At 65.1% G+C, this 20,393-nt stretch carries 21 protein-coding genes; 13 read left to right on the plus strand and 8 right to left on the minus strand.

All coding sequences use genetic code 11. The annotated features are described in order from the left end of the window. The first annotated feature begins 89 nt into the window (after nucleotides 1-89). From hemF to EN818_RS24935, 5 genes are all read left to right on the plus strand, one after another. Nucleotides 90-1,004 (plus strand): oxygen-dependent coproporphyrinogen oxidase, encoded by a 915-nt coding sequence (hemF, locus tag EN818_RS24915; protein ID WP_095806992.1) that lies wholly within the window; start codon nucleotides 90-92, stop codon nucleotides 1,002-1,004. A gap of 259 nt (nucleotides 1,005-1,263) precedes the next feature. Further along, nucleotides 1,264-1,524, plus strand: a complete 261-nt coding sequence (locus EN818_RS24920) for a DUF1344 domain-containing protein (protein WP_095806993.1) — start codon at nucleotides 1,264-1,266, stop codon at nucleotides 1,522-1,524. Between the two features lie 269 nt (nucleotides 1,525-1,793). Next, the gene (locus EN818_RS24925; RefSeq protein ID WP_095806994.1) at nucleotides 1,794-1,979 is read left to right on the plus strand and encodes a DUF1059 domain-containing protein; all 186 of its coding nucleotides are present in this window, start codon (nucleotides 1,794-1,796) and stop codon (nucleotides 1,977-1,979) included. A 273-nt stretch (nucleotides 1,980-2,252) separates the two neighbouring features. Beyond that, on the plus strand, nucleotides 2,253-2,831 hold the full coding sequence (locus EN818_RS24930) for a hypothetical protein (protein WP_095806995.1): 579 nt from the start codon (nucleotides 2,253-2,255) through the stop codon (nucleotides 2,829-2,831). Nucleotides 2,832-2,909: 78 nt separating this feature from the next. After that, nucleotides 2,910-3,896, plus strand: coding sequence for a S8 family serine peptidase (locus EN818_RS24935; RefSeq protein WP_095806996.1), 987 nt, complete (start codon nucleotides 2,910-2,912; stop codon nucleotides 3,894-3,896). A gap of 53 nt (nucleotides 3,897-3,949) precedes the next feature. On the opposite strand, the gene EN818_RS24940 is transcribed toward EN818_RS24935, so the two are convergent. The 3 genes from EN818_RS24940 to EN818_RS24950 are packed head-to-tail and all read right to left on the minus strand — an operon-like array spanning nucleotide 3,950 to nucleotide 6,491. After that, nucleotides 3,950-5,218: a CCA tRNA nucleotidyltransferase gene (locus EN818_RS24940; RefSeq protein ID WP_245420393.1), complete on the minus strand. Its 1,269-nt coding sequence runs from the start codon at nucleotides 5,216-5,218 to the stop codon at nucleotides 3,950-3,952. Beyond that, nucleotides 5,215-5,847: a CoA pyrophosphatase gene (locus tag EN818_RS24945; RefSeq protein WP_095806998.1), complete on the minus strand. Its 633-nt coding sequence runs from the start codon at nucleotides 5,845-5,847 to the stop codon at nucleotides 5,215-5,217. Before EN818_RS24945 ends, EN818_RS24940 begins: the two co-directional genes overlap by 4 nt. After that, the gene (locus EN818_RS24950) at nucleotides 5,847-6,491 is read right to left on the minus strand and encodes a DUF1285 domain-containing protein (protein ID WP_095806999.1); all 645 of its coding nucleotides are present in this window, start codon (nucleotides 6,489-6,491) and stop codon (nucleotides 5,847-5,849) included. The genes EN818_RS24945 and EN818_RS24950 overlap by 1 nt, the downstream gene beginning before the upstream one ends. 153 nt (nucleotides 6,492-6,644) lie before the next feature. Between EN818_RS24950 and EN818_RS24955 the strand changes: the two genes are divergently transcribed. Genes EN818_RS24955 through EN818_RS24970 form a run of 4 tightly spaced genes read left to right on the plus strand, consistent with a single transcriptional unit; the run spans nucleotide 6,645 to nucleotide 13,485 of the window. Beyond that, the gene (locus tag EN818_RS24955; RefSeq protein ID WP_095807000.1) at nucleotides 6,645-7,649 is read left to right on the plus strand and encodes a MoxR family ATPase; all 1,005 of its coding nucleotides are present in this window, start codon (nucleotides 6,645-6,647) and stop codon (nucleotides 7,647-7,649) included. Continuing rightward, the gene (locus EN818_RS24960; protein ID WP_095807001.1) at nucleotides 7,649-8,581 is read left to right on the plus strand and encodes a DUF58 domain-containing protein; all 933 of its coding nucleotides are present in this window, start codon (nucleotides 7,649-7,651) and stop codon (nucleotides 8,579-8,581) included. The genes EN818_RS24955 and EN818_RS24960 overlap by 1 nt, the downstream gene beginning before the upstream one ends. Then, nucleotides 8,578-11,394 (plus strand): DUF4159 domain-containing protein, encoded by a 2,817-nt coding sequence (locus tag EN818_RS24965; protein WP_095807002.1) that lies wholly within the window; start codon nucleotides 8,578-8,580, stop codon nucleotides 11,392-11,394. The genes EN818_RS24960 and EN818_RS24965 overlap by 4 nt, the downstream gene beginning before the upstream one ends. A 3-nt stretch (nucleotides 11,395-11,397) precedes the next feature. Continuing rightward, nucleotides 11,398-13,485 (plus strand): hypothetical protein, encoded by a 2,088-nt coding sequence (locus EN818_RS24970; RefSeq protein ID WP_095807003.1) that lies wholly within the window; start codon nucleotides 11,398-11,400, stop codon nucleotides 13,483-13,485. Nucleotides 13,486-13,546: 61 nt separating this feature from the next. On the opposite strand, the gene clpS is transcribed toward EN818_RS24970, so the two are convergent. From clpS to EN818_RS24990, 4 genes are all read right to left on the minus strand, one after another. Further along, nucleotides 13,547-13,852 (minus strand): ATP-dependent Clp protease adapter ClpS, encoded by a 306-nt coding sequence (clpS, locus tag EN818_RS24975; protein WP_095807004.1) that lies wholly within the window; start codon nucleotides 13,850-13,852, stop codon nucleotides 13,547-13,549. A gap of 185 nt (nucleotides 13,853-14,037) precedes the next feature. Then, the gene (locus EN818_RS24980; protein WP_245420394.1) at nucleotides 14,038-14,373 is read right to left on the minus strand and encodes a hypothetical protein; all 336 of its coding nucleotides are present in this window, start codon (nucleotides 14,371-14,373) and stop codon (nucleotides 14,038-14,040) included. Between the two features lie 146 nt (nucleotides 14,374-14,519). Further along, complete coding sequence (locus EN818_RS24985; RefSeq protein ID WP_095807048.1) at nucleotides 14,520-14,768, minus strand: hypothetical protein; 249 nt, start codon at nucleotides 14,766-14,768, stop codon at nucleotides 14,520-14,522. Between the two features lie 38 nt (nucleotides 14,769-14,806). Then, nucleotides 14,807-15,109 carry a hypothetical protein gene (locus EN818_RS24990; protein ID WP_095807005.1) on the minus strand — a complete coding sequence of 101 codons (303 nt, stop codon included), beginning with the start codon at nucleotides 15,107-15,109 and terminating at the stop codon, nucleotides 14,807-14,809. 235 nt (nucleotides 15,110-15,344) lie between these two features. On the opposite strand from EN818_RS24990, the gene EN818_RS24995 reads away from it, so the two are divergent. The 3 genes from EN818_RS24995 (at nucleotide 15,345) to EN818_RS25005 (ending at nucleotide 17,954) form a co-directional block, all read left to right on the plus strand. After that, nucleotides 15,345-16,061 carry a response regulator transcription factor gene (locus EN818_RS24995; protein ID WP_095807006.1) on the plus strand — a complete coding sequence of 239 codons (717 nt, stop codon included), beginning with the start codon at nucleotides 15,345-15,347 and terminating at the stop codon, nucleotides 16,059-16,061. Further along, the gene (locus tag EN818_RS25000) at nucleotides 16,058-17,467 is read left to right on the plus strand and encodes an ATP-binding protein (protein WP_095807007.1); all 1,410 of its coding nucleotides are present in this window, start codon (nucleotides 16,058-16,060) and stop codon (nucleotides 17,465-17,467) included. Before EN818_RS24995 ends, EN818_RS25000 begins: the two co-directional genes overlap by 4 nt. 106 nt (nucleotides 17,468-17,573) lie before the next feature. Then, nucleotides 17,574-17,954, plus strand: coding sequence for a YciI family protein (locus EN818_RS25005; RefSeq protein WP_095807008.1), 381 nt, complete (start codon nucleotides 17,574-17,576; stop codon nucleotides 17,952-17,954). A gap of 27 nt (nucleotides 17,955-17,981) precedes the next feature. On the opposite strand, the gene EN818_RS25010 is transcribed toward EN818_RS25005, so the two are convergent. Then, complete coding sequence (locus EN818_RS25010; RefSeq protein ID WP_095807009.1) at nucleotides 17,982-18,218, minus strand: DUF1127 domain-containing protein; 237 nt, start codon at nucleotides 18,216-18,218, stop codon at nucleotides 17,982-17,984. A gap of 160 nt (nucleotides 18,219-18,378) precedes the next feature. Here EN818_RS25010 and EN818_RS25015 point away from each other — a divergent pair, with 160 nt between their 5' ends. Next, nucleotides 18,379-20,388: a BTAD domain-containing putative transcriptional regulator gene (locus tag EN818_RS25015; RefSeq protein ID WP_095807010.1), complete on the plus strand. Its 2,010-nt coding sequence runs from the start codon at nucleotides 18,379-18,381 to the stop codon at nucleotides 20,386-20,388. Nucleotides 20,389-20,393: the final 5 nt, after the last annotated feature.

Here is a 20,393-nt window from a genome sequence, read left to right on the forward strand (position 1 = left end):
CTTGACCCTTGCCCTTAAGAGATTAGGGATCGCGCGCGGAAAAAACGAGTCATTTGTCAGGCAAGTGGTGCCTGCGACTGGAGAAAGAATTGCAACGACGTGACCTTCCCCCGGAGCTGCCGGCCGACATCGAACAGAAGAAGATGAAGGCCCGCCTCTGGTTCGAGGCGCTGCGCGAGCGCATCTGCGGCACGTTCGAGCAGATCGAAGAGGAGCTTCAAGGGCCGCAATCCTCATGGTCGCCAGGTCGTTTCGAGAAGACGCCGTGGGAGCGCGACGAAGGCAAGGGCGGCGGCGGCACGATGTCGATGATGCACGGCCGCGTCTTCGAGAAGGTCGGCGTGCACACCTCGACGGTTCATGGCGAGTTCTCGCCCGAATTCAGGAACCAGATTCCCGGCGCCGAGGAGGATCCGCGCTTCTGGGCGAGCGGCATTTCGCTGATTGCGCACCCCTGGAACCCAAACGTGCCGGCCGTGCACATGAACACGCGCATGGTTGTCACCACGCGCCAGTGGTTTGGCGGCGGCGCAGACCTGACGCCGGTTCTCGACCGGCGCCGCACTCAGGACGATCCGGACACGCTGGCTTTCCATCGCGCCATGAGATTCGCCTGCGAGAAGAACGCCGCAGTCGCCGACTACGAGAGCTACAAGGCATGGTGCGACGAGTACTTCTTCCTGCCGCATCGCGACGAGCCGCGCGGCATCGGCGGCATCTTTTTCGACTGGCTGCACTCGGACGAGGACAAGGGCGGCTGGGATGCCGATTTCAACTTCGTCCAGGACGTCGGCCGTTCCTTCCTCGTCGTCTATTCACACCTGGTGCGGGCCAATTTCAACGACAACTGGACCGATGGCGAACGCGACGAACAGTTGATCCGCCGCGGCCGCTACGTCGAATTCAACTTGCTTCACGATCGCGGCACCATCTTCGGCCTGAAGACCGGTGGCAATGTCGCATCGATCCTGTCCAGCCTGCCGCCGGAGGTAAAGTGGCCGTAACAATCTGGTGAATCGAAGGCTGGCCTCATTGATGTCCCATTCGCCGAATCTTGGCGGGCAATGTGGCGGGGATGATTTCTTTTTCGTCTAATATCCTTTTGAAAAAATTGAGTTATTTAACGTTGGCGGGTCGGGAAGCGCCGGCGGCCGGAGTGAGAATCATGAACTCTCACAGGCCGCGACCCGACGCGACCGGACGACCCTGATAGAGAGGGGTGCCTTGCCAAACGGGTGCCCGCATTTCCAGGAGAGCATGCCAATGCGCAAGCTTATTGTGACGGCAGCAGCCGCTGCCTTTCTCGCCTCCAGTGGCGCCGCGTTCGCGGCGGTCAAGCACACCACCGGAACGGTAAAGAGCTTTGATGGAACGGCCATGAGCCTGGTTCTGGACGACGGGTCGACCTTCACCCTGTCCAAGGACTTCAAGGATCCTGGCATCCAGACGGGTGAGAAGGTGCGCGTTTCCTGGGACAAAAGCGGCAAGAACAAGATCGCCGAGGCCGTCAAGATCATGAAATGACGTCCTGCTCTTCACGAGCAGATTCTATCGTTCTCAGGCAGCAAGGAAGGCGGAGCAGCAACAGCTCCGCCTTCCGTTCGAATGCAGCCCAAGAATGGCGATTTGCCGTTTGGCTTTCGATGCAACCGAAACCGGCGGCATGTGTTATTGTTGTCCACCTGAGCAATTCCAGCAAAGTGCGCACCGGTTTCCGCGCGGGGATTGCATGAACGACTGATAGCTGGAGCCGGTCAGATCTGGGCCGCTTCGAAGCGAGGAAAGGAAAGCCCATGAAGGAATTCCAGTGCGGATCGCTCGTCCCGGGCTGTGAATGGCATACGCGCGCCGAGGAGGAGGCGGAGGTCATGCGCCGCGCAGTGGAGCATTTGCGTGAGACACATGGCGAAACGATTATTCGCGAGACGATGATCGAGGCGATCCGCTCGCGCATCCAGAAGGTCCGCGACGCGGCTTAGATTTCCCGCCTGCGTCACCGCCTGCCAGCGGCGGCAGCCCCCGTCGGCGCCTGACGTTGTGCCCGCCGTCAGCGCTATGTTGGCGAGCGGATACCCGAGGGCGGATTTTAGCCCGGCAACCCGCTCAAATCATATTTCAGCCCGCTAAATAAACCTCGCGGTAACTAGGCCGTGCGATCGTCGGACCAATAATCCGGCTGCACCGGGCCACCCGAGAAGCCCCTCGCCATCCAGGCGCTGACCCGGAGACAGAGAGGCGAGGTATTTTCGCGGATGCGCGAAAGGCACGGCAGTCGGGACAGGTTCAGCGTGGTGGCGCTTCTGCTCTGCGCGCTCCTTGCAGCGTCTCCGGCAGCGGCCCAGGAATTCACGACATCGCTGGTCGACATCCACCAGGGCTCTTGGCTCAGTGACAGGGCGAGAGGGCTAGGCAACGGCGGCTACGAGCTGCAGAACGGGAGCTGGGTCTCGTTCAACCAGTGGTACCGCACGAGTTGGGTCGACATGCATGTCGACCTGCTTACCCAGATCACCGAGGACACCGGCATTCTGTGGGGTTTCGGCACCGGCGAAGAAGGCGAGAAATATCGGATCGAGCCCAGCCTGAAGCTGGGCTTCCTTACCCAGGTGCATCCGAGTGCCAACAGCATTCTGTCCTTCTCCTTCACCACGGTCATCGGCGGCAATCTGAGCGAGAAGTCGTGCGAGGCCGATTACGGCGATCTGGGCACCTACAACGTCAACTGTCGGCTCGCGGCCGGCCTGTTGGCACCCGAGGAGACCTTGAAATATCTGGTTAACGCTAAACCAGAGACCCAGCGTCTCTGGCTCAACTACCGTGTTACGTTCTGATCGGGGCGCGCGCGTGAGAGCAGCCGCCGAAATTCGCGATCATCCGTCCTGGCTCTTGTCTTGATCTGGAGTAAGAACATGCCGTGCAATCCTTGGAAGTTGGGCGTCGCCGTAGCTCTGGCCCTGCTGCCGGCATCGATGGCGATGGCGGATGATAAGCTCGGTCCGGACCCGCTGTCTGCGATTTGCAACGGCGGTCAGTCCGATCAGGCCATATGCCTGAGCGCCACGGTACCAACCGCGACGACGCAGGCCGTGCAAGGCTGGATGAGCCCTGATGTCGGCGCCGCCTGGGCCGCCGGCTACAAGGGCAAGGGCGTTACGATCACCGTCGTCGACGACTTCTCCAGCAGCTCGCGCTTCAGCGGCAATCTCGGCCTCGGCACGCAGTATCAGCGGCATGGCGAATGGACCCGCGAGGAAGCAAGCATGATTGCTCCCCTGGCGACCATCAAATCGAAGGACTTCAGCACCAATTCGGCCGTCACGCTGGCGCCGGGGCTGAACGTGCTGAACCTTAGCTACGGCATGTATGCCAAGGCCGGCTACAGCGTCAGTCAGATCAGGTGGAGCCCGGAGGAGTCTTCAATCATCTCCTACGCCACCAATGGGAAAGCCGTAGTCGCGAAGGCGGCCGGCAACGACTCGGTCGCCGTCGGCGGCATCACGGGCGGCCAGCAGGACTATCTCGACATCGCCCTGGTCGGAAAGGCCTCGGCGATCTTCGTCGGCGCGCTGTCCACGAACGGCACGACGGCCAACCCGGCCCAGCTCGCCTGGTATTCGAACTATGCCGGTTCCAACCCGCTCGTGCAGAGCCACTTCCTGGTGGTCGGCGTCGACGGCAGCAAGACCGGCCTCTATGGCACGTCCTTCGCCGCGCCCATCATAGCCGGCTACGCCGCCATCATCGGCAGCAAGTTCACCAGCGCGACGGCCACTCAGATCACCAATGACCTGCTCAAAACGGCCCGTACGGACACGCTGGCCAACTATAACCCCTCGATCTACGGCAAGGGCGAAGCAAGCCTTTCGCGTGCCCTGGCTCCGGTGTCGATCAAGTAGGAAGATGCCGCGCCAGGCCGATCCGCCATGACGCGGTCCGGCTGGGAATAGCGTTACGTTCCAAGTGCCTGTGCGGCGCGTTCGAGCAGCGCGTCGCGCCCCAGCGCGAAGCCCGACTCGACCCATTCCTTTTCGAGATTCTTCAAGGTGGCGCCGAGCTTCGGGCCGGGCGACGCGCCGAGCGCCGTCAGGTCGGCACCCTTGACCGGAAACACCGGCCTCGCCCATTTCCGGGCGAAAGCGAGCTGGCGCGACAAGCCGCCCGCTTCCATCATCGCCTGATTGTCCTCGACGGCACGTGATCGCGCGGACGCCAGCGCAAGCCTCAGCCGGTCGATAAACCCACCCGGGTCACCGAAGTAGAGCTTCTTTGCCAGTTCCGTTTCGGTCGTCCTGGAGTCCGGCGCAACGGTCAGCGCCCAACGCCGCAGGCGTTCGATCTCGTCCTTCGAAAATCGCAGCCGTTCGCCGAGCGTCCTCATGCGCGCGGCATCGGGCGGGACGATGGCTTCCAGCCTGAGCAGCGGATCGGCCGGCCAGGCCAGGTCCTTCTCGGTCCTTACCAGCCCGTGTATGGCATCGATGCCCCATTTCTCGCTCTCTGGCAGAACGGCAGAGAGAACGCCCGCCTGGCGCATCCACAACAGGGCGCGCGAGGGATCGGGTGCCGAAAACAGCTTCTTCAGCTCCGACCAGACGCGCTCGGCCGAAAGCCGGCTCAGTCCGTCCTTCAGCCTGGCGCAGGCCTTTAGGCCCTCGGCATCGGGCCGACCGTCGCCATACCAGGCAAAAAAGCGGAAGAAGCGCAGAATGCGCAGGTAATCCTCGCGGATGCGCGCTTCCGCATCGCCGATGAAACGCAGCCGCCGCGCCTCGATATCGGCGACGCCGCCGACATGGTCGACGACCGTCCCGTCGGCTTCGGCATAGAGCGCGTTGATGGTGAAGTCGCGCCGCTCGGCGTCAAGCTTCCAGTCGCGCCCGAAGATCACCTTCGCCCTGCGGCCATCGGTCTCGACATCGGCCCTGAGCGTCGTGACCTCGTAGGCCTTGCCGCCGCCGATCGCCGTGATCGTGCCATGCTCGATCCCGGTCGGCACCGTCTTGAACCCTGCCGCCTCGGCGCGTCGGATTGTCTCTTGCGGCACTGTCGTCGTGGCAATGTCGATGTCTGCCACCGGCTGGCCGATCAGTGCGTTGCGCACCGCCCCGCCGGCCACGCGCGCCTCCTCGCCACCCTCCTTCAGCGCCCCAAGCAGTCGCTGCAGGTGCTTTTCGCCGAGCCAGTCTGCCCTGCCTGAAAGAGATACCGTGGCGCTCACCCATAAAGCCTTTCGTAGAGCGTGCGAATGATGCCCGCGGTCACGCCCCAGATGCGCTGGCCGCCATAGGGCATCTCGTAGAAGAACCATTCGAGATCGTTCCACATGCGGCTGTCGCGAGCGTGATTGGCGGGATCCATCAGGAAGCGAAGCGGCACTTCGAAGACGGCGTCGACCTCATCGGCATTGAGCGTCAGGGAAAACCCCGGGCGCACCACCGAAAGCACCGGAACGATGCGGTAGCCGCTCCCCGAGACATAGTCCGGCATGCGGCCGATGATCTCGACATGAGCACGGTCGAGACCGATCTCCTCGAAGGTCTCGCGCAGCGCCGCCGCCTCCGGCCCGGGGTCTGTCGGATCGATCGTGCCCCCGGGAAAGGCCACCTGCCCCGAATGGCTGCGCAACCTCTCGGCCCGCTTGGTCAGCAGCACGGTGGCGCCGTCGGCATGATCGACCACCGGGATCAGCACCGCGGCATCGCGCAGTGGCTTTATGTGCTTGAGCCTTGGGTGACCGGGATTGAAGCGGTGGTCGCCGAACTCGTCGCCGGTTTGCGCCTCGGCCTGCGCCGCGACGCGGACGCGAAAATCCGCGATCGAGAACGGCATTGGCGCCATCTGGTCCATCACGCGCTCAGCCGCCTGAGCTTCTCGGCCGGCATGATCGGATAGACCTCGCCACCGGAGCGGACGGCAAACATGGTCCTGCCGCCAATATCGATTTCCTCGCCGTGCTCGACGAGTTCGTACATCACCGGTCTGGCCACCAGCGCTTCAAGGCGCCCGCGCACCAGGACATAGGGTTTCAGCCCGCCGGTCGCGTCCTCGTCGACGAACCGCAGCGGATGGCCCGGGCCGGCCTGGACGACATCACCGACATTGGTGCGGAAGGTGATGACCTGGCCGTCGCCAACTCCCGAAACGTTCATCTCGACGGCAATGAACGGCGCGTCGGCGACGCGGATGCCGACGCGCTCCACCGGGGTCACCAGATAGGTTTTCCCGTCTGCGTCCTTGCGCAGCACGCTGGAGAAGAGCTGCACCAGCGGCATGCGCCCGATCGGCGTGCCGAGATAGAACCAGGTGCCGTCGGCCTTGATTTCCATGTCGAGATCGCCGCAGAACTCGGGATTCCAGCGCTCCACCGGAGCCGGTCCCTTGCCGGCCCGGGCCGCCCGCGAGATCAGCGCTTCCAGCCCACGCGCCTCGGTGGCGCCAATCAGGCTTTGCTCGCCCAGGCCCTGTTCGCGATGTCGGGATTGATCGGTCATCGTCACGAAATAGTCACTGTTGTCCCGCTTGTCAGCCTTGTCAGCCCAAGTCTGTGATTTAAGTTCAAACCCAGACGCCAGGCGAGACCGAATCGCGGCATTCTGCGACCTTGAGAATGCGGGCCGGTATTTCCAACCACAAGGATCAACGGCATGAGCGTGATGATCAAGGAAAGCCCGATGAGCGAAAAGGCCATGATCGACCAGGCCGAAAAGGCGCTGGCCGACATCTCGAAGGTTCGCGATGCCGTCGGGCGGGTGATCTTCGGCCAGGAAGCCGTCGTCGAGCGCACGCTGGTGGCGCTTCTTGCCGGCGGCCACGCGCTGCTGGTGGGCGTGCCGGGCCTCGCCAAGACCAAGCTGGTGGAGACGCTTGGCATCGTGCTCGGTCTCGATTCCCGCCGCATCCAGTTCACCCCCGACCTGATGCCGTCGGACATTCTGGGATCCGAGGTGATGGAGCAGGACGAGTTCGGCAAGCGCTCCTTCCGCTTCATTTCCGGGCCGATCTTCGCGCAATTGCTGATGGCGGACGAGATCAACCGCGCTTCGCCGCGCACCCAGTCGGCGCTCCTGCAGTCGATGCAGGAGTATCACGTCACCATCGCCGGCGCGCGCCACGACCTGCCCTCGCCCTTCCATGTGCTGGCGACGCAGAACCCGCTGGAGCAGGAAGGCACCTATCCGCTGCCTGAAGCCCAGCTCGACCGTTTCCTGATGCAGGTCGACATCCTCTATCCGGAGATCGACGCCGAGCGCCGCATCCTGCTCGAGACCACGGGTGTCGACGAGGCCAGGGCCGGCAATGTGCTGCAGCCGGCGCGGCTCAAGGAGATCCAAACTCTGATCCGCCGCATGCCGGTGCCGGAAAGCGTCGTCGAAGCGATCCTCAAGCTGGTTCGCTCGGCCCGTCCGGGCCAGGGCAATGCCGATACCGACAGGCACGTCGCCTGGGGTCCTGGGCCGCGCGCCAGCCAGGCGCTGACCCTGTGCGCCCGCGCCCGCGCCCTGTATGATGGCAGGCTGGCACCGTCGGTGGACGACATCCGGGCGCTCGCCGAACCGGTGCTGCAGCATCGTATGGCGCTGACATTCGCCGCCCGCGCCGAAGGCACCTCCGTGCGCGACGTGGTGGCGAAACTGGCAAAAGGCATCTGATGGGTCGAATAGGCGAGGTCCAGGCACCGGTTGCGACGCGCGACGCGCTCGCCCGCGGCCGGTTGCGGGCTTCGCTGGTGCCGGACCTGCTGGTCGAGGCGCGCCGTATCGTCAACACGGTGATCGCCGGTTGGCACGGCCGCCGCAAGCGCGGGATCGGCGAGAACTTCTGGCAGTTCCGGCCCTATGTCGAAGGCGACTCCTCGCGCATCGACTGGCGCCGCTCGGCCCGGGACGACCATACCTATGTGCGCGACCGCGAATGGGAGGCTGCCCACACCGTCTGGCTGTGGGCAGACCCCTCCTCTTCCATGCTCTACAAATCGGCCGGCGCCACCGTCTCGAAGGAATCGCGCGCGCTGGTGCTGGCGCTCGCCATGGCCGAGCTTCTGTCCCGCAGTGGCGAACGCATCGCCTGGCCGGGCCTGAGTGATCCATTCACCGCGCGCAATGGTGCCGAGCGGATCGCAGCGCAGCTCAGCCATGCCGCTTCGTTGCCGGCCAAGCCCGATCTGTCCGCCATCCGCCGCTTCTGCGACATCGTCATCGTCAGCGATTTCCTCGATCCGGTCGAGGAGACCAAGGCCTGGCTCGACGTGCTTGCCCGCCACGGCGTGCGCGCCCATCTGATCGAGGTCGCCGATCCGGCCGAGGAGAACTTCCCCTATGCCGGCCGCACCGAATTCACCGACCCCGAGACCGGCGACAAGCTGACCGCCGGCCGCGCCGAAATGCTGGGTGAGGAATACCGTCTGCTCTACACCGCCCGGCGCCAGGAACTGGCCGGCTGGTGCAAGCGACTCGGCTGGAGCTTCACCGTCAACCACACCGACCGGCTCGCATCGGAAGCGCTGGTGCGCGTCCACCTGGCGATGACCGCCAGCAGCGGTCATTCTGGATTGGCCGCCGCTGGCGGAAAGGCAGTCGCATGAACTGGCTGCCGCTGTCCTTCGGTGCGCCCATGGTGCTGTGGGGCCTCCTGGCTCTGCCTGTGATCTGGTGGCTGCTGAGACTGACGCCGCCGAAGCCGCAGATGGAGGTCTTTCCGCCGCTCAAGATCCTCGCCCGCGTCCTGCGGCGCGAGGAGACCCCGCAGCAAAGCCCCTGGTGGCTGACCCTGCTCAGGCTGCTGATGGCCGCCCTGATCATCATCGCGCTCGCCGAGCCGGTCTTCAATCCGCGCGAGAAACTGCCTGCGGAGGGTTCGGCCCTGGCGCTGGTCATCGACAACGACTGGGCAAGCGCATCCGATTGGGGCAAGCGCGTCGCCACCGCCGAGCGGCTGATTGCCGATGCCGGGTCGAACGGCGTGCCGGTCGTCATCGCCTTCACTGCCGAGAAGCCGAACGCCGAGATCGGTCCTTTCGATGCGTCGGCCGCCCTCGATCGCCTGCGCGCCGCAAAGCCGCGTCCGATCCCGACCGACCGGCCGGCCGTTTATGCCCGCGTCGCCGGTGCCTTGGAACGTCTGCCCGGCGCCAGCGTCGCCGTGCTTGCCGATGGGCTCGCTGCCAAGGGCGACGACGCCGCGTTCAAGACGCTTCTGGAAAAGAACGCGTCCCGGTTGGTCTGGGTTACGTCCGACCGGCTTGCGCTGACCGGCCTGACCGGTGCCGACAACCAGGTCGACGGCTTCGCGCTGACCGCCATCCGAGCGGCAGGGGATCCGGCACCGGCGCAAGTGACGGCGGGCGCCTTCGACGACAAGGGCCGTCGCATCGCTGACGCGACGCTGACCTTCGCGCCCAACCAAACCACCGCCACCGCCACGATGGCAGTGCCGTTCGAGCTGCGCAACGACTTCGCCTCTGTCGCCCTCGACGGCGAGCATCAGGCGGGTGCCGTGCGCGTCCTCGACGAAAGCTCGAAGCGCCGCCGCGTCGGACTGCTGTCGCAGGCAGAGGCCGACCAGGCACAGCCGCTTCTGTCGCCGCTCTACTACATCCGCCGCGCGCTGCAGCCCTTCGCCGATCTGGTCGAGCCGTCGAGCGCCGATCTGGCCGACGCCATTCCGCAACTTCTCGACCAGAAGCCGGCGATGATCATCATGGCCGATGTCGGCACGATCCCCGAGCAGGTCCGCCAGCGGCTGGTCGACTGGGTCGACAAGGGCGGCACGCTGGTGCGCTTTGCAGGATCGCGGCTCGCCGCTTCCGGCAATGACGACGACCTCTTGCCGGTCAGGCTGCGCAGCGGCGAGCGCGCGCTGGGCGGCGCTTTGTCGTGGACCACGCCGCAGCCCGTCACCGAATTTCCGAAGACCGGACCTTTCGCCGATCTGGCGCCGCCGACCGAGGTGACGGTGAGCAGGCAGGTGCTGGCCGAGCCGACGCCCGACATCGTCGAGCGCACCTGGGCGACGCTTGCCGACGGCACGCCGCTGGTGACGGGCCTGAAGAAGGACAAGGGCACGCTCGTGCTCTTCCACGTCACGCCGGAGGCGACCTGGTCGAACCTGCCGATCTCCGGTAGCTTCGTCGAGATGCTGAGACGCATCGTGCAATTGTCGCGCAACCAGGGTGCAGCTGTAGCCAACGCCGAGGCCGCCGCTGCGTCGCTGGCGCCTTATCGCATGATCGATGCCGACGGCATGCTGGTGCCGCCGACTCCCGATGCGCGGCCGCTGGTGCCAGCCGCCGGCCCGCTGCCGGTCACCCTGGAAAACCCGCCCGGCCTCTACGGCTCGGAGACCGGCGTTTTCGCCCACAACCTGCTCAATGCCGCGAGCACGTTTGCACCGCTCGTTCGCCCGCAGGTCTCGCTGCCGGTCACCGCTATTCCCTATGCCTTCGATGAATCCGAGAACCTCAAGGGTCCTCTGGTGGCCACGGCGCTCCTGCTGATGGTGCTCGACACGCTTGCCGTCTTTTGGATGGGAGGGCTTTTGTCGCGCCGGCCGCGTCGCGCCGCAGCAGTCGCCGCTGCCGTCCTGATCGCGCTCGGCGGGGTCTTCGGTCACGCCGACCTTGCCCGCGCCGACGATGCAAAGCCTGGCGATTCGCAGGCGATCGACGACATTTCCAAGACCCGCATCGCCTATGTCATCACCGGCGAGCCCGGCGTCGATTCGATCAGCCGCGCCGGCCTCGAGGGGCTGACCCGCTTCCTGATCGAAAAGACGGCGCTGGAGCCTGGCCCGCCTGCCGGCGTCGACATAGCCAAGGACGAGTTGTCCTTCTATCCGCTGATCTACTGGCCGATCGACGCCACCGCGCCGATGCCGAGCCAAGCGTCGATCGCCCGCATCGACGCCTATATGCAGCAGGGCGGCACGGTCCTCTTCGACACCCGTGACCAGTTCTCCAACGGCATCGGCGCCAGCTCGGCGAGCCCGGCGACAGAGCGTCTGCGCGACATCCTCGGCAATCTCAACGTGCCGCCATTGGAGCCGGTGCCATCCGATCACGTGCTCACGAAATCCTTCTTCATCCTTCCGGAATTCCCGGGCCGCTTCAATGGCAGCCCGCTCTGGGTCGAGACTTCGCTCGACGCCAGCAACACCGAAAACCGTCCGGTGCGCACCGGTGACGGGGTGTCGCCGATCATGATCACCGCCAATGATTTTGCCGGTGCCTGGGCCATCGACGAGAATGGCGATCCGATGCTGCCGACCGTGCCCCCGGATCCGATGCAGCGCGTCTATGCGCTGCGCGCCGGGGTCAACATCATGATGTATATGCTGACCGGCAACTACAAATCCGACCAGGTGCATGTGCCCATCCTGCTCGAACGGCTGGGCCAGTAGCTCATGAACTGGTCGATATCCTTTGAGCCGCTGGTTTCCTGGCCGCTTTTCGGCCTTGTCTTTGCGCCGCTCTTGTTATTGGCGCTGGCCGGCCTGTGGTTCCGCCAGCGCGGCTCGCTGCTGCGCTGCATCGCGCTGCTCGCGCTTGGCGCGGCGCTGCTCAATCCCGTTTTCCTCGACGAGGAGCGCGAGGCGTTGAAGAGTGTGGTCGCGGTCGTGGTCGACCGCAGCCAGAGCCAGGACATCGGCGACCGCACCAGGCAGACCGACGAGGCGCTGGCTGGCCTTCAGCAGCGCCTCGGCCGTTTCAAGCAATTCGATGTGCGCGTGGTCGAGGCCGGAAAGTCGGAAGCCGCCGACGAGCGCACCGAGACCAGGCTGTTCAGCGCGCTGGAAAGCGCATTCCGCGATGTGCCGCCCTCGCGCATCGGCGGCGCCATCATGATCACCGACGGCGAGGTGCACGACGCCCCGGCCGGCGCTCCGGACTTCAACGCCCCGCTGCATGCCCTGATCACCGGCGAGGAGCATGAGAAGGACCGCCGCATAAGGTTCGAGAACGCGCCGCGCTTCGGCCTTGTCGGCAAGCCGCTCGACATGAGCTACCGCGTCATTGCCAGCGACGGTGAAACCGGCCCCGTCGACGTCCGGGTCTCGGTCAATGGCGAGCAGGTCTCGGTCGAACACGCGACCATCGGCCAGCCGATGAAGCTTGAAGTCACCATCCCCAATGCCGGCCGCAACATCGTCGAGCTCGCCATCGACCACGAACCGGGTGAGCTGACCGACGCCAACAACCGCGCCATCGCGCTCGTCGACGGTATCCGGGAGAATCTGCGCGTCCTGCTCGTCTCCGGCGAGCCGCACGCCGGCGAGCGCACCTGGCGCAACCTGTTGAAGTCCGATGCATCGGTGGATCTGGTCCACTTCACCATCCTGCGGCCGCCGGAGAAGCAGGACGGCACGCCGATCAACGAGCTGTCGCTGATCGCCTTCCCGACGCGTGAGCTGTTCGTCGAGAAGATCAAGGATTTCGACCTGATCATCTTCGACCGCTATCAGCATCGCGACGTGCTGCCGATCCTCTATTACGACTACATCTCCGAATATGTCGAAAAGGGCGGCGCGCTGCTGATCGCGGCCGGCCCCGAATATGCCGGCGAAAGTTCGATTGCCCGCACGCCGCTGATGTCGGCGCTGCCGGCCATGCCCAGCGGCGAGATCGTCGACAAGGCCTTCTATCCGCGTCTTACCGATCTCGGCCAGCGCCATCCCGTGACGCGCGGCCTCGATGGCGCCGCCAGCGAGCCGCCGCACTGGAGCCGCTGGTTCCGCACCATCGGGGTCAAGAACCCCGAGGGCGAGGTGGTGATGAAGGGGGCTGACGAGCGACCGCTGCTTCTCCTCGACCGCAAGGGCGAAGGCCGTGTCGGCATGCTGCTTTCGGACCAGGGCTGGCTGTGGGCGCGTGGCTTCGAGGGCGGCGGACCGCATGTGCAGCTCTACCGCCGCATTGCCCATTGGCTGATGAAGGAGCCGGAGCTTGAAGAGGAACGGCTGACCGCTGACGGCCGTGGCATGGTGCTGGAGATCCGCCGCCAGACGATGAGCGACGATCCCGGGCCCGCCCAGGTGATCACGCCGTCGGGCAAGGCGATGACGGTCAAGCTCGAAAAAGCCGAGCCCGGCATCTTCACCGGCAGCCTGCAGACCAGCGAGATCGGCCTCTACCAGGTCGGCAATGGCGACCTCACCGCGCTTGCCCATGTCGGTCCGATCAACGCGCCCGAATTCTCCGACGTCATTTCCACCGAGGACAGGCTGAAGGCCCCTGCGGAGGCGACCGGCGGCAGCGTTCGCCGGCTGGCGCAGACCTCCACGCTCGGCAGCCTCGCCGGCGGCGTGACCTTGCCGTCGATCGTGCCGGTCCGCTCCTCTGGCGCTGCTTCCGGCGACGACTGGATCGGCCTGCGCACCACCGACGACAGCACCCTCAAGGCCGTTTCGCGCGTGCCGTTGTTCGGCGGCTTTCTCGGCCTCGGCCTGCTGCTGCTGGCAATCGGCTCCATGTGGTATCGGGAGGGGCGCTGAGCTTCTTACCTCTCCCCTTATGGGGAAGTCGGATTGCCCCGATTTGCCCTGCCAGAGCGCCCTACTCTTCCGGCTCGGTCGTGAACAGCAGCGGATAGCCCTTGGCCTTGCCGGCATCGGTGGCCCGCGCGGCCTTCGTCTCGGCGACATCGCGCGTGAACACGGCGACGACGCACACACCGCGTGTGTGCGCGGTGATCATGATGCGATGGGCCTGGTCCTCGCTGAGCTTGAATTCACCCTTGAGCACCGTCACCACGAACTCGCGCGGCGTGAAATCGTCATTGACCAGGATGACCTTGTAGAGCTTTGGCCGCTCTGTCTTCGGCTGCGTCTTGGCACGGGGTTTGAGGACGGTCTCGGGCATCGCAATCGGCCAGTTGTGAACCAAAGCAATTCCAGGAGGAGTGCTCAGCGGTCTTCCGTCCGGAATTGCGCAAGATAACCGCCATGCACGCTTCCATTTTCTCACGCTGGAGAGCATACGTCCATTTCTCCGCCGGAGATGGCAGATTGCAGACGGACTCTATGTGGGGGAGCGCTGAATGGCGTTCAACGGCCCTGCCGTCCGGCAGTGCGGCGGATGCCGGATCGCCCGGAGCCGCCATCGCCCATGCCGGAAGCGCGCTCCCGGAGCGCGGCAACCATCCAGGCGGCAAAGCTTATCAGGGTCGCGCCGGTCAGCACGATCAGCATCCAGCTCTGCGCCGGCGTGATGTAGTCGAAGCTCGATGAAATCACCGGCGCGAAGAGTTCCGGCTCGGTTCTGCCGCTGGCGGGATCAGGCACAGGGCTGGCCGTGAAGATGATCAACGCTCTTGCCGCCGCGGTGGCGACCAGGCCGCCCAGGGTCAGCGAGCGCATCAGGGACGAAAGCCGCTTCTTCATGCGGATTGTCCTACGGCACCGGCATTGCTATCGGGTTAAGGATCGGAGCGCGCGGCGGAAGCTCCGGCGTCAAGCTTCGGCCGCCAGAAAGCCGCCCCAGCCACAATGGCTGGAGCGGCTTGCAAGATCAGCTGCGAGAGCCTGGATCAGGACTTCTTCACGTCCTTCTTCGGCGCCTTCTTCACCGGGCACTTGTGGGTCTTGGTCACCTTGCAGACCTTCTTGGCGGAAACCTTCTTCGGAGCGGTCTTGGCCGGAGCGGCAGCGGCCGGAGCCGTGGTGGTCGTCGAAGCAGCCGGAGCAGCGGTCGTGGTCGCGGCAGCATTGCCGAGAGCCGGCATCGAGAAGGCGAGAGCAACACCGAGGCCGAGGGCGGAGAGGAGGGACTTTTTCATGGTTTCATTTCCTTTTTTCGTGCGGGTCGAGGTGAGCGTCACTGAACCGGGTCGATCGGTGTCACTCCAAGCAGCTTCAAAGCATTTGCGAGCATCCGGATGCCCTGTGCCTGTTTCTTGGCGGCGCAGAACCGGTTTCCCTTTCTTTGCAGTGCTTTCGCCGCGGTGACCTGCGTTGCCGCGGCATGGGTTTCGAGGGCTTCGTCAACTTGACGGCTGAGATTGGTGCAGCGCTCGGTCCGGGTGATCGGCGTAACCTTTGCGTTGGAGGCACCGGCCGCGGCTGTGATGAGCGACATGCTGAGCAACGCCCCCATCAAGCTGATCGTGAACCTCTGCATTGGCCTTGTCCGTTACTCCGGAAACTCGCGTCGCAGCCGATGACCTGACCGCCACGGCACCGGTTATGCCCTTGTAATTTTTCACGAGTTTTTCCCGACTGTAGAATTTTGTTTCTGAATTGTTTCTGGGGAGGCCAATGCGGCCACTATCGCCGCCCCTGGCCAAGATGTGGCCCGAATTCTATCGTGTGGGTGTCACCGAAAGACGGCTTGGCCAAGCAACCGCGGGGTTCTCGTGAAATCCGACGCGCACATACTCATCGTCGATGACGACAAGGGCATACGGGACCTGCTTCAGGAGTTTTTCCAGAAGCGGGGGCTGCACACGACGGTGGCCGCCGACGGCACCGAGATGGAAGCGATCCTGCGCCGAGCGCAGGTCGACCTCATCGTTCTGGATGTCATGCTGCCCGGCAAAAGCGGACTGGAGCTCTGCCGCGAGATCCGCGCCAACTACACCACCCCGATCATCATGCTGACGGCGGTCACCGAAACGACGGATCGGGTCGTCGGCCTCGAAATGGGCGCGGACGACTATGTCCCGAAACCCTTCGACCCCCGCGAGCTCCTGGCGCGCATCCGGGCGGTGTTGCGGCGCAACGGCGCGGCCGAGCCGCGCCGGCCCGCGGCCAGGCAGGTCTACCGCTTCGCCGGCTGGACCATGGACTGCTCACGCCGTCGTCTGACGGCACCCGACGACGTCCGCGTGGAGCTGACGATGGCGGAGTTCAACCTGCTGCAGACCTTCGTCAAGAGCGCACAGCGCGTGCTCACCCGCGAGCAGCTGATCGAGCTGTCCGGCGGCGATACCGGCTACAGCTTCGACCGCAGCGTCGACATCCTGGTGAGCCGCCTGCGCCGCAAGATGGAGGACGACCCCAAGACGCCGAAGCTGATCCTGACCGTGCGCAGCGGCGGCTATCAGTTCCTGCCTGAAACGACGTCCGAATGAGACGCTTCCTGCCGCAAACCCTGCCGGTCTGGGTGCTGCTGATCGTGATTGCCGGCCTGATGATCAGCCAGGTGGCAACGCTCTACATCGTCTCGCGCGACCGCGCCGCAGCCAATGACGTGGTCGATCTCTACCGTCTCAACGACCGAGCCTATTCGCTCGTGCAGCTGATGCATGACGCCACGCCGGAGGAGCGCAAGGCGACCGCGTCCGGCCTGTTCAACGCCACCTATGCGCTGACGGTCACGGACACGCCGGCGGTGACCTCGTCGATCGCAGGTGATGACCAGCTCGCCGAGCTGGAGGATATCCTGGTGGGCCGCTTGTCCAAATTCGGCATCACTGACGCGCGTGTGCGGCGCGACCCCGCCACACAGGAGGCCGACATTCCCGACGGCCGGGTCGCGAACAAGGACGTCGGCCAGGTCGAGCGCGACCTTCTGGTGCTGGCCGCGGATTTCGCCCAGAGCGACAAGCTGACCGCATCGCTGCGCTTCGCGGACGGGCAGTGGCTGAACTTCACCGAGCCGATCACCCCGGCCGGACCGATCCTCAGCTTCGACAGCCTGCCGCTCTATGTCCTGATCGCCGGGCTTGTGGTGGTGATGTCGATCTGGTCGCTGCGCCGCCTGACCGCGCCCTACCGGATGATGGAAACCGCGGTCAACCGCATTGGCAAAGACCTGAAGAGTCCGCCCATCGCCGAGACCGGCAGCCGCGAGATCCGCGCTGCTGCAAAGGCGGTCAACGCCATGCAGAGCAGACTGCGCGACTATGTCGAGGATCGCGAGCATCTTGCCGCCGCCCTGGCCCACGATCTGCGCACGCCGCTGACCAGGATGCGATTGCGCCTCGAACTGCTGCGGAAATCGCCGGCGCGCGAGGCGCTGGCGCACGACCTCGCCGACATCGAGAGCATCGCCAGCTCGGTCATCGACTTCGCCAAATTCGAGGTCACCGAGGAAAAGGCTGAGCGCATCGACTTCTGGTCGTTGGTGGAGGCGGTCGCCGACGCCTTCGAGGACGCCTCGTTCGACGACGACGCAGCGCGCTCGCGCGGCCTGATCTGCACGGCGCGACCGGTGGCGCTGCGTCGCTGCGTCACCAATCTCGTCCAGAACGCCGTGACTTACGGCAAGAAGGCTCATCTCAGCGTGCAACGCTCGGGCGATGCGATCAAGCTCACCATCCGCGATGAGGGCCCGGGCATCCCGCAGGCCAAGCTGGATGAGGTGTTCGGCTCTTTCGTGCGCATAGAGCAATCGCGCAACCGCGAGACCGGCGGCCTGGGCCTCGGCCTCACCATTGCCCGCAACATCGCCCGGGCCGCAGGCGGCGAGATCAGTCTTTCCAATCATCCCGGCGGCGGCCTGCTGACGGAACTGCGCCTGCCGCTGGCAGCTTGAGTCAGCAGGCGGCCAGTCGCCTGCCCTCCAGGGCCGGATCGGGGCTGGATCGGCGGCGCCATCCTTGTGATAGTGCCGCGCCACAACGGCTCGAGGAAACCGAACCATGTTCTACGCAATCCTTGCCTATCACGTCGAACAGACCGTGCAGTCCTGGACGCCCGAGGAGGATGCGGCGCTGATGAAAGACCTGCTCGAGATCAACGACAGGCTGACCCGCGCCGGCAAGCTTGGACCGGCGGCGAGGCTGGGCGCGACCGCGCAAGCCGTCACCCTGCGCGGTCCCGGCGACGGCATGGTGATCGACGGTCCCTTTGCCGAAACCAAAGAACAGTTGCTCGGCCTCTATGTCATCGATTGCGCAAACCAGGATGAAGCAATTGCGGTGGCGCGCGACCTCAGGCGCGTCAATCCCACGGCCGTCTACGAGATAAGGCCGATCATGCTTTATCTGCCGGGGGCGCCGCTGCCTGCTGGGGCAGGCTGAGGACAGCCAGCCCGGCAACATCGGGGGTCACCGCAATGGGCGCTGCCGGGTGAGGCGGCCGCCAGCCGCGACATCGGCCGGGGCTTCATCGGCAGGGTAGCCGAGATCCTTCAGTTCGGGCATCGACAGGCCGGCCAAGGCCCTGCGCTGCATGGCATCCCGGTATCGGCGCCGCAGCGCCGCGAGGACGGTCGCGATATTGGCGGCGAACGTGCCGGCATGGCGGGTGGTCGGCTGGAAGGTCCTCAAGCTGATATAGGTCATTGTCACGCTCCCTCGTTGGAACTCACGAGGGCAATGTCCCGCCGGCGCGCTTTGCCAACGTTCATCCACGTGTGAAACCTTCGGAAAAACCGCGCTAAATCGTCGTTAAGTCGGCGGCGGGACGTGATATTCTTCCAACGGCTGTTTCACGGGGGCCGGAGTGCACATTCGATTGCTTGGCGGCATCGAGGTTGTCTCCGCAGACGGACAACCTCTGCACTTCGCGACGCGCAAGACGTCGCTGCTCTTTGCCGCGCTCGTTCTGGCCGGACCCAAGGGGGTTCGCCGCGAAAGGCTGGCGGCTATGCTGTGGGCCGACAGCGGCGAGCAGCAGGCGCGAAACAGCCTGCGCCAGGCCCTGGTCGACATCAGGCGCCTGTTTCCGTCCACCGGCGACGAAGCCATTCGCATTGAAGGCAATGCCGACACCATCTGGCTGGCGGCGAATGCCGAGGAAACCGACATCTGGATTTTCGACCGGAAGATTCAGGCCGAAGACGGCACGAGCCTGACGGCGGCAGCCGACCTCTACTACGGTGACCTGCTCGATGGGCTGTCATTTCCCGGCGAGATCGACGAATGGTTTGCGCCACTTCGGGCGAGCTATACCCGTAAGGCGCTGGAGTTGGCCGAGCGGCTGAGCCTCTTGCCCGAGTTGGGGCCGCGCGAGGAACAAGCCTGTGAAACACTGGCCGAACGGTTGGTCACGCTCGATCCGTGCGCCGAGCAGGCCCACCGGGCCCTGATCCGCATCCTGCGCCGCCGCGGCAAGACCAATGATGCCTTCCGACAGTTCCTGACCTGCAAGGACGCGCTGCAGCGCGAGCTCGGTGTCGAGCCCGAAGAAGCGACGCGGGCGCTGGTCGAACGCATTGAAGCGCCCGTCACAGCGCGCCTGAAAGAGCCGACGCCCGAGGTCGAACCGTCCCGCCTGGAAGCGACGGCGGAGCCGCCGCACCCGACTGCCTCGGTGCCGGAAAAGCCGTCGATTGCCGTCCTGCCGTTCCAGAACATGAGCGGCGACCCCGAGCAGGAATATTTCACCGACGGCGTGGTCGAGGAGATCACGACGGCGCTGTCGCATGTGAACTGGCTGTTCGTCATCGCGCGCAATTCCGCCTTCGCCTACAAGGGCCAAGCCGTCGACGTCACGCGCGTAGCGCGGGAACTCGGGGTGCGCTACGTGCTGGAGGGCAGCGTCCGCAGGGCGGGCAGCCGGCTGCGTGTGGCAGGCCAGCTCATCGAGGCGGCGGCGGGCGTGAGCCTCTGGGCCGACCGTTTCGAAGGCGATGTCTCGCAGGTGTTCGAACTGCAGGACCTCGTCGCATCCAGCGTCATCGGTGCAATTTCGCCCAAGCTCGAACAGGCCGAGATGGCGCGCGCCAAGCGCAAACCCACCGAAAGTCTCGACGCCTACGACCACTATCTGCGCGGCATGGCAAGCCTTTACCGCTGGACGAAAGAAGGATTGGAGGAGGCTCTGCCGCAGTTCTACAAGGCTATCGAGCGCGACCCCGATTTTGCCGCCGCCCAGGGCGCGGCCGCCTGGTGCTATTTCTGGCGAATGGCGAATGGCTGGATGAGCGACCGCCAGAAGGAAGCCGCCGAGGTCTCCCGGCTGGTCGGCAACGTCGCCATTTCAGGCCAGGACGACGCGGTGGCGCTGGCCTTCAGCGGCCTGGCGCTGGGCTATATCTTCGGCGACTACGAGGCCGGCTCGGCACTGGCCGACCGCGCGCTTGTGCTCAACCCGAACTGCGCTGCCGCCTGGAGCGCCAGCGGCTGCCTCAAGGCGTGTCACGACGATCCCGACATCGCCATCGAGCATCTGTCGCGGGCAAGACGGCTGAGCCCGCTCGATCCGCTGACCTTCTTCATGCAGACTTTTACCGCCTTCGCCCATTTCGTAGCCGGGCGTTACGATGCCGCCTGGCCGCTCGCCGAGGCGGCTTCCCGCGCGCAGCCCTATTATCTCACCGGATTGCGCGTGGCGGCGGCCAGCAACGCCATGGCCGGCAGGCCCGATGCCGCGCGCAAGTATATCGCGCGTTCGCTGCAGCTCGACCCGGAACTGACGCTCTCCAGCCTCAAGCACCGCGTTGGGCAGATCAGGCCAGCCTATTTCGCCAAATATGTCGAGGCGCTGCGGCTGGCCGGCTTGCCCGAATGAGGCGG

The sequence above is a fragment of the Mesorhizobium sp. M3A.F.Ca.ET.175.01.1.1 genome (assembly GCF_004791945.1).
In the GTDB taxonomy this organism is placed as follows: domain Bacteria; phylum Pseudomonadota; class Alphaproteobacteria; order Rhizobiales; family Rhizobiaceae; genus Mesorhizobium.

What these genes read in the sequence shown, in the direction of transcription:
- EN818_RS24950 (WP_095806999.1), bottom strand. Translation starts at nt 6,491, where the DNA reads ATGACCGATCAATCCCGACATCGCGAACAGGGCCTGGGCGAGCAAAGC.
- clpS (WP_095807004.1), bottom strand. Translation starts at nt 13,852, where the DNA reads ATGCCCGAGACCGTCCTCAAACCCCGTGCCAAGACGCAGCCGAAGACA.
- EN818_RS24925 (WP_095806994.1), top strand. Translation starts at nt 1,794, where the DNA reads ATGAAGGAATTCCAGTGCGGATCGCTCGTCCCGGGCTGTGAATGGCAT.
- EN818_RS24960 (WP_095807001.1), top strand. Translation starts at nt 7,649, where the DNA reads ATGGGTCGAATAGGCGAGGTCCAGGCACCGGTTGCGACGCGCGACGCG.
- EN818_RS24990 (WP_095807005.1), bottom strand. Translation starts at nt 15,109, where the DNA reads ATGCAGAGGTTCACGATCAGCTTGATGGGGGCGTTGCTCAGCATGTCG.
- EN818_RS25010 (WP_095807009.1), bottom strand. Translation starts at nt 18,218, where the DNA reads ATGACCTATATCAGCTTGAGGACCTTCCAGCCGACCACCCGCCATGCC.
- EN818_RS24965 (WP_095807002.1), top strand. Translation starts at nt 8,578, where the DNA reads ATGAACTGGCTGCCGCTGTCCTTCGGTGCGCCCATGGTGCTGTGGGGC.
- EN818_RS24970 (WP_095807003.1), top strand. Translation starts at nt 11,398, where the DNA reads ATGAACTGGTCGATATCCTTTGAGCCGCTGGTTTCCTGGCCGCTTTTC.
- EN818_RS24920 (WP_095806993.1), top strand. Translation starts at nt 1,264, where the DNA reads ATGCGCAAGCTTATTGTGACGGCAGCAGCCGCTGCCTTTCTCGCCTCC.
- EN818_RS24935 (WP_095806996.1), top strand. Translation starts at nt 2,910, where the DNA reads ATGCCGTGCAATCCTTGGAAGTTGGGCGTCGCCGTAGCTCTGGCCCTG.
- EN818_RS24980 (WP_245420394.1), bottom strand. Translation starts at nt 14,373, where the DNA reads ATGAAGAAGCGGCTTTCGTCCCTGATGCGCTCGCTGACCCTGGGCGGC.
- EN818_RS25000 (WP_095807007.1), top strand. Translation starts at nt 16,058, where the DNA reads ATGAGACGCTTCCTGCCGCAAACCCTGCCGGTCTGGGTGCTGCTGATC.
- EN818_RS24985 (WP_095807048.1), bottom strand. Translation starts at nt 14,768, where the DNA reads ATGAAAAAGTCCCTCCTCTCCGCCCTCGGCCTCGGTGTTGCTCTCGCC.
- EN818_RS25005 (WP_095807008.1), top strand. Translation starts at nt 17,574, where the DNA reads ATGTTCTACGCAATCCTTGCCTATCACGTCGAACAGACCGTGCAGTCC.
- EN818_RS24945 (WP_095806998.1), bottom strand. Translation starts at nt 5,847, where the DNA reads ATGGACCAGATGGCGCCAATGCCGTTCTCGATCGCGGATTTTCGCGTC.
- EN818_RS24955 (WP_095807000.1), top strand. Translation starts at nt 6,645, where the DNA reads ATGAGCGTGATGATCAAGGAAAGCCCGATGAGCGAAAAGGCCATGATC.
- EN818_RS24930 (WP_095806995.1), top strand. Translation starts at nt 2,253, where the DNA reads ATGCGCGAAAGGCACGGCAGTCGGGACAGGTTCAGCGTGGTGGCGCTT.